This window comes from Rhodococcus sp. NPDC059968 (assembly GCF_042738615.1).
In the GTDB taxonomy this organism is placed as follows: domain Bacteria; phylum Actinomycetota; class Actinomycetes; order Mycobacteriales; family Mycobacteriaceae; genus Rhodococcus_F.
The window spans coordinates 57,037-72,918 of sequence record NZ_JBHWUE010000014.1 but is presented as its reverse complement, the minus strand read 5'-3'; the positions used below and the strand labels follow the sequence as shown (position 1 = coordinate 72,918).

Below are 15,882 nucleotides of genomic sequence, written 5' to 3'. Positions count from 1 at the left end.
ATTGGAAATGCCCGGTTTGTCCGTTATGCCGCTGGCGCTCAATCGGTTCCGTCGAGACGGTCGATCAGGCTTGTGATGATACGACGTCCCGATTCACCCCGCACCCCAGGCGCCGTGACCCGATCGGGGGACAGACGAATCCCCCGATTCTGGGTCCGATCGGGGGACAGTCGCCGCGTCCGATTCGCGACAGGATGATTCTCATGCGAGTCGGACGCAGGAACAGGACGAGGTAGATGTCAACGATAGCGAGCACCACCCTGGCGGAGGTGGCGTCTGAGTGGTGCACCGAAGCGGAGATTCAGGTGCAGCCGTCGGCTGTCGCGAGCGGCCGGAACATGACGAGGAGCGTGCTGTTCATCGGCAACCCGTCCACCGTCACCGAAGTGACGCACTGGGCCGCTGTGCGGCACTGGACGGTGGAACAGGGGCTGAAACCTGTACGCGATCTGCAGGGTGACGTGCTGTGCGCGATCGTCACCGAGGCCGTTGCCGACGGGACCTGCGCGTCGGCGGATGCGGCGGTCGTGCAGCGCGTGCGCGCCCGTGGCCTGAACTGCATCCCCGTCTACGACATCGAGCCGTGGGGGACGGCCCGCTTGTCGGGCGCACTCACGCCACCGGTGGCTCCATGAGTGCGCGTTGGGCGGCGGGCCAGAATTCGAATCCCGCGGTCATCAGCCCACCGAGCCCGATGATGATCACCGCGGCGTCGACGCTGGTCCGCCCTTCCTTCGCCCAGTAGACGTCTTGCAAGTCCAGCAGCAACGCCAGTTCGTCGACGATGAGCGCGGCGCCGACGCCGTACGAGACGGGCACCGTCGGGTGGTGGCGTTGCTTCTCGGAGCCACGTACCGCCACGGCCCCGACCCCGGCCAGTGCGGCGATGCCGAGGTTGTAATGGTGGAAATGACGGCCGTGGAGACTCAACCCGCCGCCGGCCGGTCCGTGCCCGCGCCTGATCCAATGAGTCAACGCCCGCACCCCCGCGAACGTCAGCGTGAACGCGCCCCATGACACCACCGCCGACTGCTCACTCGGATCGAGCTTCCTCCGCCACGCAGCGCGCAGACGTCGCCATCGGCTGCGGTGGGGTGCATCCTCGAGCGGGCGACTGGTCATCTCGTCAATCGTGCCACCCGCTGGTGCGCTTCGTATGTCGTTCACGGCGTTCTTTCGGGGGACGCTGCTCAATCGTCCTCGGCCAAGAAGGATGCGGTGAGTCGGTCTACTCCATCTTCTGAACGTCCAGTGCGCGGTAGTGGTAGCCGTCCTGTGTTCCGCCGACCATCGTCTCTGGCTCGAACGTCACCTGATGTCCTGGCGTCAGCGAACGAAAGCCCGAGCCGGCGACGCAACTGAAGTGCGTCCACGCGCCACCGGGGGTGGCATCGGAATCGATGACACCCCAGCCCTCTTCGTCGCTCCAGGTGCGCACGATCCCGATGGTCCGTTCGGCGTGGATCCGTGGGGGCGCGGGAGGCCGGTCCGCTTCGGTGATTTCCCTCGCCGTGCCGTCGGGAAAGGTGAGCCACAGATGAGACGAGAATGGGCTGTCCGACGGCGGCGCGACGTACGGTTCGCGGCCCGAGGGCCACGCACGAATCGTGTAGAAGTTGCACCCATGCATGGGGCTGTCGAGTGCGTCCCACTCGAATTCGACCTGCTGGCCCTCGCGAAGCGAGGGGAAACCCTCGACCGCCACGCTGTGGAACAACGTCCAGCAGCCGCCCGGAGTCTCGTCGGAATCGATGATGCCGTGCATCTCCTGGATGCTCCAGCTACGGACGACGCCCGTGGTTGTCATGCCGCAATTGTCGCTTGGCTCGCGTGCGAAAGGACGAGTTTGGCTTGGCTATTGACTCGAACGAATGTTCGAACTAGGATCGAAACATGGGGCTCGGGGGAGATATCCAGGGGGCGTTGTCGGACGAGATTCTGGCAACCGCGGTCGGTGACGCGTGGCGTCTGGCCGAGGCGGAGCTGCTCGAATCGGTCGTTCGCATCTCGGAAGAGATTCAGAGACTCGAAGCCCTGCGCGTCAGGCTCGTCGGCGCCGTCGACTACCGCTGCAAGGTCGATGTGCTGGGATTTCCGAACGCCAAGATGTGGCTGGCCTCCAAGGCACTGCTCGAGGTGGGTGCGGCGGGGCGAATCGTGCTGTTGGGCCGAGGTTTGCGTTTCCAACCGGAAATAGCGGACGAGTACTACGACACCAACATTTCGGCGGATCACGCAGCGCTGATCATGAAGTTCTGCGAGAGGCCGCCCAAGGGCATGCCGCTCGAAGCGATGGATGACTGCCGAAATGCGTTGCTGTTCGCCGCAACCGGTCCCACCGCCAACACGGACGCAGTGCGCGCCGTCATCGCCCGACTGGAACGCGCCTTCGAATCCGACGACCCGCCGCCCAGCGAAGACACCGAACTCAACGAGTTCCACGCCTCCAAGACACTCAACGGACGCGTCGCCGTCAAAGGCGACCTGGATGCCGTTACCGGCGAAATGCTGCTCTCGGCTCTCTCCGGACTCTCCAAGCCGCGGCCCGCGCAGGACGGAACCAAAGACAATCGCACGCCCGGACAGCGACGGGCCGACGGATTCACCGAACTCCTACGCCGCTACTCGACTCCGGGATCGCCGGCGAAGAAGGCGGCGAACGGCCACACGTCTCACTCCATGTCAACGTCAAAGATCTCGCCGAGCACGCCGACTGCAGCGCGCGAGAACAGCGCGATGCCTCCGCAACTGACGAGTCGCTCTTCGCCGTCGATGGGGTGGCGTGGACCGAGTGGATGGGGCCGCTGAGTATCAAAGCAGCCCGGCTCCTCAGCTGCGACTCGATCTACACGCCGATCGTGCTCGACGAGAACGGGGCGCCACTCGACCTCGGCATTTCGACTCGAACCGTCACCAAGAGGCAGCGAAAAGCGTTGGTGGTGAGAGATCGAGGATGCGCATTCCCCGGGTGTTGTGCGCCGCCATCGTGGTGCGAAGGTCACCACATCATCCACTGGTCCGCCGGGGGGCCGTCCGACATGGGCAACCTCGTACTGCTCTGCGGATTCCACCACCGACTGCTCCACCACAGTGACTGGGAAATGGAGATGGGAGCCGACCGGCACCCCACGTTCATCCCGCCGCGGCAGGTTGACTGGGAACGGAAGCCGATACCGGCGCACAACCGGGCACGGCCCCGAGCGTCCTGATCCGGGGCACAGCACACCACGCCGACTCTGCAACAGGACGATTCCTGTTGCCGAGCCGGCATGTCGTCGTGCCCGTAGTCCAGGCCTGGTGTCACCGAACCGTGGTCCCCATCGACTCCGCAAGCCCATTACGATCGGCGACGTCGAGCTTCATACACGCACGGTAGATATGCCCCTCCACCGTTCGCACCGACACGAACAACCGATCAGCGATCTGCCGGTTCGACAAACCGGCCGCAACCATCGACCCCACCTCCCGTTCACGGCTCGTCAGGGGGAGTGGGTGGGCCGCTTCCACCAGTGCGGGGGACGACATGTGATCGCATCGGGCCGACAGGGCTTCGGCCGCGGCAGCACACTCGATCGAACGCCGCTTGTCTCCGGCATGCGTGAACGCGATCGCCGCCCGGGCGTAGGCGTCGGCGGCATCGGGCAGAGCACCGATCTTTTCGAACTCGGCTGCTGCCGATGCCACACCGCATCCGTCCCCTGCCGTAACTGCCGCTGCATGCCGGGCAACGATGTCGACGAGTTGGCCGTCGCAGATGTCGGCCAACTCGGCGAGCCGCGTAGCCGTGGTCGTGTCACCGAACCGGGTGGCAAGATGAAGTGCTGTCGCCTCGATGCCGAATTGTCCGGCCGCGCAAGCCGAATCAGCCGCCGATCGCGACAGGTCGATTGCCCGTGATGTTTCACCGCGCGCTGCGGCGAGCCACGCCTGCGACATCATGAGTTGTGGCCCGAACACGGCCACGTGCCGGCCGTTCCGAGCCTGCGCTGCGGTGATGATCCCGTCCGCCTCGTGAATGCGGCCGAGTTCCGAGTACGCCTGACCGAGCACGATGTAGGCGGGAAAACTCCACGAGATGGCATCGGCCGTATCGCCGACGTTGAGGGCGGCGATCGCCTGCTCGAGGCGACCCGCGGCGTCGTTGAACCGACCGCGGGCAAGTTCCACCGTCCCGACGAGGATGTTCGCAAGCCCCCAGGCAACGTATCGGCCGCTCGACGCCAACGAGAGGTACTCCTCGGCCCGGCGTTGCGCCGCGGCGAATTGTCCGGTCAGGGTCAACGCGAGGATCTCACCGTGTGCGGCCGGGAACCGCAGTAGCCCGTCGATCTGATCGGCCACGGCAGCGCTGCGCGCCGCCAGTTCCGGCACTCGGCCGCCGCATCCCATCAGTGCCAGGGACAGCCCACCACCGAAGAACGCCCACTCGATCGCCCACGGCAATACTCGGTCACAGGACAGAATCGCCGTCGCCGCCGCTGCGGCCTCCTCGGGGCGATTCTCGAATACCGCGCACACCGAGCCGATTCCCTCGATGATCGGCACGAGACTAGGATGAGTGACCCTCTCCCGCAGAACCGCCAGGACCTCGTCGGCCTTCTCCGACTCGCCGCTCGCCCAGAACAGGTTTGCGATCCGCGACGTACCCCAGCGCACCAGCTGCACCTGGTCCAGACTGTCGGGCGAGAAGGACAGCAGCAACGATTCCGCCTCGGTGGCGTGCCCCTGCCACAACAGTGCTCGGGCGAGGAGGTCGGCCGCCTCGAAGTTGCCTGTCTGGTCGAGCGCCGCGCGCGCGAGCCGTTCCCCCAGAGGAACATTCGCCAAACCGATGGCATCCTCGGCGGCGTCGACCAGCAGATCGGGTTCGACCGACCGGTCGCTGTCGAGCGCCAACTCTGCCAGGCGAATCCGATTGGAGGATCCGACCACAGCCCGGCTGCTTAGAGCCTCCACGAGCTGCCCGCGGAGCCGTCGACCTGCCGCGCGTCCCACCCGTCGTCGAATCACCTCACCGAAGAGTGGATGCGTGTAACGGACGTCGAGCCGGTGTCCATCCTCGACGATTCTGACGAGGCCGCGTCGCTCGGCCTCCTCCACCGAGTCCTCACCCGCCAGCTGTCCGAGGATGTCCAAGTCGAGCGGCTCGCAGAAAGTGAGAAGCTGCAACGCCTGCAACACGTCGTGGGGAATCTGATCGATCCGGTGCTCGAGCAGGGATGCGAGTTCGGATGTGATGGCGGCACGCCCCCGCAACTGCCAGACGCCACCGGAACGGCGCAGCGTCCCCGCTTCGAGGGCACCCTCCACCAGATGTCGGACGAACAGCGCGTTCCCGCCGGACGCCTCCCAGATCATGTCCGCGCTCAACCCCTCGAGGGGGCCGTCCAGCACCGACTCGATCAACTCGATGCTCTGTTCCCGGCTGAACGGCGCCAGTTCGAGCCGCAGGAGGTGACCGTCCTTCCACAACGACGTGATCGCATCGGGCACGGTCTCGCCGTTGCGAACGGTGGCGACGATGTGGACCGCCCTGTCCAGCGCAAGCTGATGCAGGAACGTCGCCGAGAGCTGATCGAGGAGGTGCGCGTCGTCCACGCCGACCACCACATCGCGACTGGGTCCGTCGTCGAGGAGCGCCTGCCGCGCCGCGGACAGAAAGGCGACCGGATCCCGGGAAGTGGACGCCCCGACCAGATGGGCGAATACGCCCAACGGGATGCTGCGCGCCGATTCGGTGCCCGCCACCCATTTCACCTTACCGGGCAATGACTCGGTGGCGAACCGTGCGAGGGTGGTCTTGCCGACGCCGGGATCGCCCGTGAGGACGACACCGCATCCCCCGGACCGAGACGCGAGCGACGCGGTGATCGCGTCGAACTCGACTTGCCGCTGAATCAGAGGCCACGTCGGACCCATGCACTGATTCTAGATTCTCGAGGCACTGGTGACAGCACCGTGACGAGTATTGAGCACGAGTTATCCAGCGAAACAATGCAATACAACCTTGGAGTCGCTTTCGGCCGCAATACTCCAGAAGCGTCGATGGGTTGAGTGGCGAGTCACGGGCACGAGTTCGGTTTCGAGATCGACCGGAGGCGTGTCCCACGATCGGGTAGGACGCTACTCGCGAGATCAGCCGACATCCAGGCCACTCTGAATGGGTATCGCGGAAAGTTATTGCGTCGAACTACAGGAGCATGTCATGACCGCGCGGCCGGAGCCGTTCTTCAGTTGGACGGCAAGACGAGTCGAACTCGACGAACTCCGTGAGTCCGAGTCCGCCGTCCTGGTGTTGGACGAACGCGTGCCGCTGGGAAGGAACACGGCGCGACTGATCGCCACCCGCGACGAGGGCGCCGATGTCGACTACCTTGCTCTGATCGTCGGCGACGTCGCCGACGGACACGACATCGCGGTCCGCGGCGTCGACGAGGAGTCCATCCTCATCGAGGGCCGCCGCTCGGCATCGTCACCGGAAATCCTGATCGGGTTGAGGGCCGCGCCCACCTTCGGTGGATGCTCCAGCCGGATCTGTCTCGAAGGTCCCCTCCTGACGATGATCGCCTCGGTCGGGGTCAGATCTGTCGTCGTCGACTGGTATCACACCGCGTCTGCGGTCGCGTGAACCGAACTACTCTGCCCGCCAGGTCGGTCGACGAGAAAGTCGGGTAGCGCAGCACTCGCGGAATCCCGGCCGTCGTGCTGGACCGTTGAAGACGTCCGACGAGCGACACTCCGGAGGCGTCGACAGTCACCTTCCCGTCGCCATCCCATTCGAAAGGAACGGTCATGTCAGTAATCAACGTCCCGCAGGACACCACCGACCAGTACGCGGACGCCGGCGAGTTGTCCGAAGACAGTGCCCCCCGCCCTGGCGCGGGGCCCATCGTCACGGGAGCCGACCGCGTCGCACCTCCCGCGCTGCCGGACCCGGAGCGCATCAAGGAGAAGGTGGAAAGTGAAGGGGCCGAATTGGACAGCATCGACTGGGACGCACTGACCACTGAGGAAGATCCCCTGTCGCCGACCGCGGAGGTTCTGGGTTTCACCCGCATCGGTGGGTCAGGACGCATCGTGTTCGGCGGGGGTGTCCCCGTCGGCGGGTGGACGCAGATGGTGGTGTTTCCCGACGGAAGCTACAACTACAGTGGTCACCTTCATGTTTCGGGCGCCACGAGTTACACCGTCTCGATCGCGTGGATGCTCACCACAGGCTCCGGTCATCCGTCGTTCGTGATGCCCGCGAAGGGCCGCCTGCACGGCACGTTCGAGCCGGGTTCACGGGATTTCGACTGGAACAGGAGCGGAACCAACCCGGCTCTGCGCAACGCGTGGCCCATCTTCAATGCGCAGGGGTACCGATGGCGCTGGTCGGCCTCGGCGAACCTCGACATCGGCCCGCTGATCACCGGCCTGGGTCAGGCAATCGGTGTCGTGGGTGCGGTCGTCGCGCTGCTCTGAGCGCGCAGTGGATTCGTGACCAGCGACAGTGCTGCGCCCGGTTTCGCAGTTACCGGGCGCAGCACGCGAAACCTGAAGAAACATAGATGCATTGACGCGGCGAGTACGCTGCGTTCCAGAATTGTGAGGACGAAACAGTGATATCTCGAGAAGATTCCGACCGGAACGGGGACGGTGGACGGCCTGCCGCCGATTCGACGGCCGAAACGACGGGCCGCTACGTGGTGGTGTTCACGGAGGACGGCAGGCGAACGGATCCCACGGGACTCCTACGATCCCTCACCGGCGTCTCGAACGTGGCGAGAAGTAGCGAGTTCGATTCTTCGGCAATGGATCTCGAACGGGCGGAAGTGGCTGACGCAGTTCTGTTCGACGAACTCGGAATTGCCGTGGTCGCCGCAGATCCCGGCCAGTTGGAGGCACTCCGCGCCGCGGCTGCCGCACCGGACGTCGCGGTTCTCTCCGTTGAACCCGAGTTGGTGCACCATGCACTGGATAGCGAAGACACCGTCGTAGAGATCGCACGGCCTGCGAACGGCGCCGCCGCGGTGGAGGACGCCGAGCACTTCCTGGATTCGCCGGAGTTCACCTGGGGATTGCAGGCGACCCGCACCACGACGTCGGCGTGCAGTGGGCGCGGTGTCAGGATCGCCGTCCTCGACACCGGACTCGACCTCAGCCACCCGGATTTCCACGGTCGCACCATCACGGCCCAGTCGTTCGTACCCGGCGCAGAACCCCAAGACGGACACGGGCACGGCACGCATTGCGTCGGAACGGCCTGCGGTCCGGCGGCAGCCACCGGCACCCGCCGGTACGGAGTGGCTCACGAGGCCGACATCTTCGTAGGGAAGGTTCTGTCGGATCAGGGGCGTGGCGTGGACGGTGGCATCCTCGCAGGCATCGAGTGGGCCATCGCCAACGGTTGTCAGATCGTCTCGATGTCGCTCGGCGCCGACGTCGCGTCGGTGTCCGTCGCCTACGAGACGGTGGGGCAGCGTGCACTGGCGGCCGGAGTGCTGATCGTCGCCGCGGCCGGCAACAACGCGAACAGAGGTGCCGGGCGCCCGGGACTGGTGGGCGTTCCCGCCAACAGTCCGTCGATCATGGCCGTCGCTGCAGTCGACCCCGATCTCGGGCTGGCCAATTTCTCCGCCGCCAGCAACCCCGTCGCCGGTGGTCAGATCGACGTGGCAGGACCTGGCGTGCGCGTGTTCTCGACGGTGCCGATGCCCGTGCGGTACGGCTCGAAGAACGGAACGAGTATGGCGACTCCGCACGTAGCGGGTATCGCTGCCCTGTGGTGCGAGAAGTCCGGGCGCACCGGCAGCGATCTGTGGTCCCTGCTCACCCAGCATTCCCGGCGGCTCGCGTTGCCGTCACTCGATGTCGGTGCCGGCCTGATCCAGGCATCCGGGTAGAAGGGCCCGACGTATCGTGCCGGGCATGGTCGGAATCAGTGTCACGGTGGACGCCGACCACGTCGAGGACATCGACGTGGTCGGCGTCGCGCTGGCCGAGGAGGGCATGCGGATCGACGCGGTGCACCGCACGATCGGAATCATTTCCGGTTCCGTCCCTGCGAGCCGATTCGCAGCCCTCGAGGCAGTCCCGGGCGTCCTGGCCATCGAACTGGAGCACCACGTCGACATCCGCCGTAACCGGGGTAGGCGACCTCAGACGCGGATGCTCTGCGCGATCACCCGCACCCCGGCGAACGTCAGCGTGAACGCGCCTGGGACACCACCGCCGACTGCTCACTCGGATCGAACTTCCTCCGCCATGCGGCGCGCAGGCGACGTCAACGGCTGCGGTGGGGTTCATCGTCGAGCGGGCGACTGGTCACGGCGTCAATCGTGCCACCGGCGCAGGGGGTCTACCCGGACTTCGCGCTCAACTAGCAATCAGGGATGGAACACCACTGCCGGAGCTGGGCCGGATCCGATCGGCAGCCATCTCCAGATGGCGTTGCCGGCGGCGTCCGAGCCACCTTCGTACGTGGTCACCGGTGTGGCTCGGAGTCGTTGGAAGTCTGGATTTCGGCCTGAAGCGAGTGCCGGGCCAAGGAACGGTGATGGTTTGCGGCGGCAACTGTGACACATGCGGGCATGTCGTCATTAATCGAAATCGGGATGCCTGGGGAGGACCGATTCGAACGCTCGTCTTTGTCAGATCGACTACCACACCACAGACCACCCGCCTCAGCCGGGATTTGTGCCGGGGACGCCTACCGGCCCGCAGATCGATGTCACGTTGCGGTGCCGGGACGGCCGCTGTTTGCTGAGTCGCCCGCACCTCCGTCGCAGCCGGGGATTCTGTCGTCGCACTCGATCAGGTGGACACCCTCGTCGAGAATGCGAGCTCGTATGCCACGACCATGACTGTGCGATGCACGGGCCCGCGTGCCGCGATGGTGCTTCTGTACCCGTGCCACCGACTGCTACTCAAGCCTGAGCTTGGAGAATATCAAGAGGATGCTATAATCCACGCCTCGCTCGGCCTTAGTCGTGTTCGTCAATTATTCAGTGCCTCTTTCAGCTCAGTGGCTAGGCCGCGTGAGTACTCAGGGGTGATGTGCACCCCGTCGCGGCGAACGGTCGTCGTGCCAACAAACGGCGGGCACACGTCATTCTTGGTGCAGAACCATTCCTTGGTGTCCACGTACTTGGCCCCCGTGGCGGCGGCTGCCTTCCGCTCGGCGGTAGAGTCTGCGTACCAGAGCTGACTCACGATGTAGGTGCAGTCCGATGGGACGCCGATCTTCGTGGCACACTCCGGCATGTTCTTTCCACCCGGCAATGGGGACAGCGCGACAACCCGCGCCCCTGTGGACTTGTACAGGCGGAAAGCCTGCTCGGAACCGCTCTGCCAAACATCGATGGCATCGGCACCCTTCAGAGGTCCGTTAATCTCATTCATCAGCCCCTCAGTTCCGGAGGAGATGATGAGATCCGGCTTTTCGCGCTGAAGCTCGTCCGCAACCCACTTCCGGTGGGTATCGCAATCCGCGTTGGGCAGATCCTCGCGGAGGATGGGCACCAACGCCCCTGGGCAGGCCGGTTTCACTAGCCCACGGATTGTCCACCCGTCGTTCTCCAGCGCAGCCCGTACCCCTGGAAGCCAGGTCAGCGCGATCGAGTCGCCAACGACGACCGCAAGCTTGTCGCCGCTCCCATATCGGCATTGATCCGCAGACAGTGGCGAGGAACCGCACTTGTCTTTCTCCTCCGGTGGCCTGGCATTGGTGAGGTCATCCAACGACGGACTCAGGTTCGACGGCCATTCGATCGAATTCACGGCATCCTGAATGTCCTTGGCGCGGCCCGTCAACTGTTGGGCCTGCGTGGCGGCGGAGGTGTATGGGGTGGCGTATGAGTTCACGGGCTTCGGGGCCGTAGCTGCGAGTGCGACCAAGGAGAAGCCGGCAACGATCACGACCAATGAGAGGGTGCCGATTGTCTGGCTGGACTCGCTCATTCTGAGGTTCTTGAGCCGCCACCTAGACAGGTCGAGCAGGTTCCGCTCACGCTTCTCGGAGTCGTTGCTGAGCCAATTGGACTCGCGGATCTTGTTCTCGAAGAAATGGTAGGAGGGGATTGAAATGCCGAACATCAGGAAAAGCGCTCCGGCGTAGTACAAGGTCCCTTCGGGTTTGATCAGTGCGGCCAGCAGGATGATGATCGGCCAGTGCCACAGGTACAGCGAGTACGAGATGTCCCCGATGTGGTTGCTTACTCGGTTGGTCAGCACTTGCAGGTACTTCTGTTCGCCGGCAACGCCGGCGGCGATGACCATCGCGGCACCGAGCACGGGCACGGCAGCCCATGGGGCGGGGAACCCCCCGCCGGTTTCAGTGATAACAAACGCGCTGACTGCAATCGCAATAAGTCCGGCCCAGGCGATGAACGGGCGAGCCTTGTCGGGGATGCGCTCGAAGTAGCTGATGGAGATCGCGAGGAGCGCGCCGACACCTAGCTCCCAAACACGGGTAAGAGTAGAGAAATACGCCCAGGTCGGACTGCTCGCAGTATTCAGCAGCGAGTAGCCGAACGACACCAAGACCGCGGCCCCCATTACCCCGGCTGACAGTGCGAGCCGCGCCTTGGCTGACCATGCATTGCGCATCACGACAACCCCGATTGCCAAGATGACGGCAGGCCACACGAAGTAGAACTGCTCCTCAACGGACAGCGACCAGTAGTGCTGCAACGGGGACACAGGTCCGGAGGAGTTGAAGTAGTCGGTGCCTTCGATTCCGAACCGCCAGTTCGACACGAAGAAGAACGCGGCCAACGCGTCGAGGCCGGTGGACTTGAACCGGCTACCTGTATAGATGAAGTAGGCGGCGATGACAGTCACGACGAGGACGAGAGTGGCTGCGGGGACGATGCGCCGGATTCGCCTTCGGTAGAAACTGGAGAACGAGATCCGCCCAGTCTTCTCGAAAGTGTGTAGAAGTGACCCGGTGATGAGGAACCCGGAGATCACGAAAAACACATCGACGCCGATGAACCCACCACGCGGGAAGTGGAACAGATGTGAGAACACGACGAGCATGACCGCGACCATGCGCAAGCCTTGGATATCGAGTCGCTGTGTCGCCTTCGGTTCAGCCGGTTTCCGGCGCGACGAACTAGACCGCGTGATGGTTGCCACGGAGTTCCCCTCAGAATCTCTCAGCCCCAGTTAAGGATGGGGATGGGGACAATATAGACCGCCCGGTCCTACTCGCTGGATTTTGTCATTCGACCGAATGACGCTGGCAGGCAGCCCAGAAGGCCTAGCCTTTCTATTGGAACGCGACAGACCGCGGGTTCACCCGCCCGTATATAGTCAGCCGCTGCTTGCATAGATCCCAACAAGAACACCAAAGCCGATGATGGACACAGCTGCAATCCAAGGTGCCGCTTCGCGGATCAGGTTCATAGTGCGCCTCGCTTCTGCGGCTGGGTCCGCAGTTCCCGAAGGAGTGCGTTTGTGGGCTGAGCGATCTGGACAAGCTCGTGACATCGTATGACGACGATCCGGTTACCGGCGCGTAGTAAATGTCCTGCGTGGCACTGGATAGCTGGGGCCCGCCCACAGAATTGCTCATGGGGAGATCACAACACGTTACCGTCCTGGGCTAGTTCGCTGGCGGATGGCCAGCCGAGGTTCGAGATTGGTGGTCGCTCCGAGCGCTAGAGATCGCGTTCGAATCTGGTGCACTCTTGCGTGGCAGAAAACGGCTATACACGCGCCGATCCGGCTCTTTCCGATCGTCACGTAGACATCCGGTTCGGGGTCCGCACCTATGGCGAAGACCCCGTCGCTGAAGGCAGCCCGTCTCCTAGCCGGCACAGCATCGGGCGTACGCGACAATCTGCACCGCCGTCGTTTCACGGGCGGATGCAGAAGCGGTGACGGTTCTTTACACAGTGACCGTCTTGGCCGAGGCCGTTTGTGAAGGCGTTCGGTGGATGTGCCTGAGCTCTGAAATCCTAGGGTGCGGAGTCGGTCCGCGCAGTTCGCCTGGTCATTTTTTGCTCAGAATCCCCGACGATGTTGCGGAAACGCGACTGCGATTGCGGGAGAGCGGCGTTGGAGGTCCTACAATCGGGTAGTTCGGACCGCCGAAGCATGGAAGACCCCGCCAGCCACTGGGGGGTAGGGGCTGGCGGGGTCGGTGCACCGCCCGAATGCGGGGGAGGGCGGCGCGCGCCCAACTCTATGACTCGTAGATCGCAAGTCCAGTGAGTGTGATGTAGACAACACGGGTTTTTCCCCGCCGCGCGAGCACGATAATGCCCCATCCTGGTTGTGAGGGGGCTACTTGCTGTTCTTCAGGAGAACTCGGTAGTTGTATCCAACCCGCCGTTCGAGAACGGGGCCTTGCCCAGAATGATCCTTCGTCCGGCTCAGTGTGAGGGCTTCTCCTGTAGCGCGCGAAGTTGACGGAATAGGAGAATGCTCCCCAGCAGAAGGAATGGGAGAAGTGGATGAAGATGATCTTGGTGGCGGCTCTTGCCGCGCTCGCGGTGACGCTCGGTGTCGCCCCGGTGGCGCAGGCGGGACCAACCGTCCATGTCGGGCCGGGTACCGCGTACACCCCGTTCCCGGACGCCGAGGGGTACTGCTCGATCGGGGCGGTCGGCACCGACAACGCGGGCCGCTTGGTTGCGCTGACTGTCGGTCATTGCCACCAGGGCGCGGGTAACGCCGTATACAAGGTTGGTGAGGGGGCCAAGGGGCCGATCGGGTGGGAGACCGACGTGTACTCGCGCAACACGGACGGCACGTTCACGGCGCTCGATTACGCGGTGATCCGGCTGAACCCGGATGTTGTTGTGCCGAGCAAGTACAGCGACACCACTGACGTCGTCGTCTCGACTGTCGGTGATGCCTCGCTGTCGAACGTGGGGTGCAACCACGGGGCAACCACCGGCAAGAATTGCGGGATCATCGGCAAGGTAGACGGTATTCACCTGCAGAACTGGGCGGTGATGTGGCAAGGCGATTCAGGCGGTCCGATCGTGGTGGGGGAGACGCTCGTCGGTCTCAATATCGGCATGGACTTCGGAACCCAGCCGACGACGTTCTATGGGAGGATCACGCCGATTCTGGCGGATATCGACGCAAGAGGTAGCTACGGCGCTGGGTTCACTTTGGTGCAGTAGCCCCAGGGGCCACCACACACCTGAGGGTGGGGGAGATTCGTTCTCTCTAGGAGGCGCTACCAGTGGTGAGGAAGGTGATCACTGGCGCTAAGACAATCAACCACTCCGGCCACATGCCACCCGGATTCCACCAATCGTCCATTCCATTTCCTCCTTCTGTAGATCCGGGCGGATGCCACTGCCTCCCATCGGCACCATTCTCCCGAATTGAACTGCGGTAGCTGGCTGTACCTCGAGCGGTCGGTCTGTGGCCGGATTGGCCTCGCTACCAAGGTGCACGATGACGCCCCATCCTTCCGGGGCGTCGCCGTTTCTAGTTGACGCTGCCCCAGTTGAGGGTGTGCAGCACTCCCGAGACGAACTGGATGAACATGCCAGAAGGTGTATCCCAAACGCCGGTGTCTATGAGCACTCTTTCTGAAGGTAGGACGAATCCCCGCTCGACGTCGGGGTGAACGCGGGGTTTCCGCGCCGGCCGTCGGTCGGGGTCCGCCGGGCGCGAGCTGATCATAAACAGGGCGGTTGGCTACCCACCAGTTCGGCCCGTGTGGGTATACCACCCGAATGACAAAGGGATGAAACATTTCTGGCCGGCACTGGATACAGCTATTCCGCACCGGGTGTCGCGCTCAGGTGGGTGAGCAGTGCGTTCAACTGAGCTTCGAGTTGCATGACGCCGATGAGGTCGCCCTTCCCGTAGGCGTGCTTCAGGAGGGCGGCAAGGTCGTAGAGGCGGTCGGGAATGGGCTGCATGCCGAACCTCCGGAGCGCGTGATCGAGCTAATGCTCATCGAGAATATGAGGAGCGTCGACGTCACAGCGATGTGATCCGGCGGCGTTAGATCAGCGAGTGGGGACGAGACCCCGTCGGAACCAGGGGAGGAACTTCGGCGGGTCTTTGCACTGGCTCTCGGTTGCGGGTTGCGACCGGGGTGCGCTGAGCGTATCCGCGGGTTCGGTTTGCCGCTACAGCGCCGGCGAGTATCTCACCGCCGACTGCCTCATACCCTGCCGCGAAATCGGATTCCCGATCCCAGTGCGCATCGAAAAGAGCGGGAATTCGAAATTTTGATGCTACGAGCTATGGTTGATCTGGTTTGCGGTCACCTTTCCGGGCTCTGGTTATCTTTTCGGAGAATCGTGTATTGTGCTGGCCTACTGCGGGATTGGTGTGAATAGCTGATACAGCAATTCAAGTGCGATCAGCGGTCGTACCTGCACCGCGAAGGAGGGGGTGGATCGCGAGAGAAACTTCGTGTCCGCGGCTACCCTGCTGTTGCAAAGTCTTTCAACTGGTGTAAAAAGAACGAGTGCCCGCCAGGGGCACGGATCGAGCTTCCGACACCAACCCCTCAGTAGGAGTGAAATATGTCTGTAGATTTCGCCAGCATCGCGGATCTGATCAACTTCTTTGCTTCGTTCCTGACCTTCGGGTCGGAGGGTGGATCCACCGGAGTGTAAGTCCGGCACCGATCTGAAACTGGGGCACACAGGAACACTGTGTGCCCCAGTTTTTGTGCGTTGACACTCGATGTCTGGCACCCGGTCCGGTCATCAGACGTGTGCCCGACCTAAGGAAGGGCGATTCACCGCGTGGGCGTCGATTGGCGGACGGAGTGGCGAGGTTCTTTGAGTAACCGGGACTACGCGGCGGTCTGGTCGGGCGGCCCGCCAGTCCGGCTCTTGCGCCGACGGGGCAACTTTTCACGCCGATCTTTCTGCCGGGCCACTTTCCCGATCAGTATTGCGAGTGGTATCGACA

Annotated in this window: 10 protein-coding genes and 2 pseudogenes; 7 read left to right on the top strand and 5 right to left on the bottom strand. The window is 63.6% G+C overall.

Annotated features, from left to right (window positions below; translation table 11 throughout):
* Positions 1–236 precede the first annotated feature (236 nt).
* The gene (locus tag ACFWAY_RS14845; protein ID WP_378511063.1) at positions 237–635 is read left to right on the top strand and encodes a hypothetical protein; all 399 of its coding nucleotides are present in this window, start codon (positions 237–239) and stop codon (positions 633–635) included.
* On the opposite strand, the gene ACFWAY_RS14840 is transcribed toward ACFWAY_RS14845, so the two are convergent.
* On the bottom strand, positions 613–1,122 hold the full coding sequence (locus tag ACFWAY_RS14840) for a hypothetical protein (RefSeq protein WP_378511062.1): 510 nt from the start codon (positions 1,120–1,122) through the stop codon (positions 613–615). The genes ACFWAY_RS14845 and ACFWAY_RS14840 overlap by 23 nt on opposite strands.
* A gap of 106 nt (positions 1,123–1,228) precedes the next feature.
* Positions 1,229–1,807: a cold shock domain-containing protein gene (locus ACFWAY_RS14835; protein ID WP_378511061.1), complete on the bottom strand. Its 579-nt coding sequence runs from the start codon at positions 1,805–1,807 to the stop codon at positions 1,229–1,231.
* Positions 1,808–1,893: 86 nt separating this feature from the next.
* Here ACFWAY_RS14835 and ACFWAY_RS14830 point away from each other — a divergent pair.
* Positions 1,894–3,209 (top strand): annotated as a pseudogene (locus tag ACFWAY_RS14830) (DUF222 domain-containing protein).
* Positions 3,210–3,300: 91 nt separating this feature from the next.
* Here the strand turns inward: ACFWAY_RS14830 and ACFWAY_RS14825 are convergent.
* Complete coding sequence (locus ACFWAY_RS14825; RefSeq protein WP_378511060.1) at positions 3,301–5,919, bottom strand: LuxR C-terminal-related transcriptional regulator; 2,619 nt, start codon at positions 5,917–5,919, stop codon at positions 3,301–3,303.
* A gap of 286 nt (positions 5,920–6,205) precedes the next feature.
* Between ACFWAY_RS14825 and ACFWAY_RS14820 the strand changes: the two genes are divergently transcribed.
* From ACFWAY_RS14820 to ACFWAY_RS14805, 4 genes and pseudogenes are all read left to right on the top strand, one after another.
* Complete coding sequence (locus ACFWAY_RS14820) at positions 6,206–6,628, top strand: hypothetical protein (RefSeq protein ID WP_378458119.1); 423 nt, start codon at positions 6,206–6,208, stop codon at positions 6,626–6,628.
* A gap of 164 nt (positions 6,629–6,792) precedes the next feature.
* Positions 6,793–7,464, top strand: a complete 672-nt coding sequence (locus ACFWAY_RS14815; protein WP_378511059.1) for a hypothetical protein — start codon at positions 6,793–6,795, stop codon at positions 7,462–7,464.
* Between the two features lie 137 nt (positions 7,465–7,601).
* Complete coding sequence (locus tag ACFWAY_RS14810) at positions 7,602–8,885, top strand: S8 family serine peptidase (protein WP_378511058.1); 1,284 nt, start codon at positions 7,602–7,604, stop codon at positions 8,883–8,885.
* A 16-nt stretch (positions 8,886–8,901) separates the two neighbouring features.
* Positions 8,902–9,126, top strand: a pseudogene (locus ACFWAY_RS14805) (hypothetical protein); the annotation flags it as partial.
* An 852-nt stretch (positions 9,127–9,978) separates the two neighbouring features.
* Here ACFWAY_RS14805 and ACFWAY_RS14800 read toward each other — a convergent pair.
* Positions 9,979–12,120 carry an acyltransferase family protein gene (locus ACFWAY_RS14800; RefSeq protein ID WP_378511057.1) on the bottom strand — a complete coding sequence of 714 codons (2,142 nt, stop codon included), beginning with the start codon at positions 12,118–12,120 and terminating at the stop codon, positions 9,979–9,981.
* Positions 12,121–13,442: 1,322 nt separating this feature from the next.
* Here ACFWAY_RS14800 and ACFWAY_RS14795 point away from each other — a divergent pair.
* A complete protein-coding gene (locus ACFWAY_RS14795; RefSeq protein WP_378511056.1) occupies positions 13,443–14,120 on the top strand; it encodes a serine protease in 678 nt (225 codons plus the stop codon).
* A gap of 606 nt (positions 14,121–14,726) precedes the next feature.
* On the opposite strand, the gene ACFWAY_RS14790 is transcribed toward ACFWAY_RS14795, so the two are convergent.
* Complete coding sequence (locus ACFWAY_RS14790; protein ID WP_378511055.1) at positions 14,727–14,873, bottom strand: hypothetical protein; 147 nt, start codon at positions 14,871–14,873, stop codon at positions 14,727–14,729.
* Positions 14,874–15,882: the final 1,009 nt, after the last annotated feature.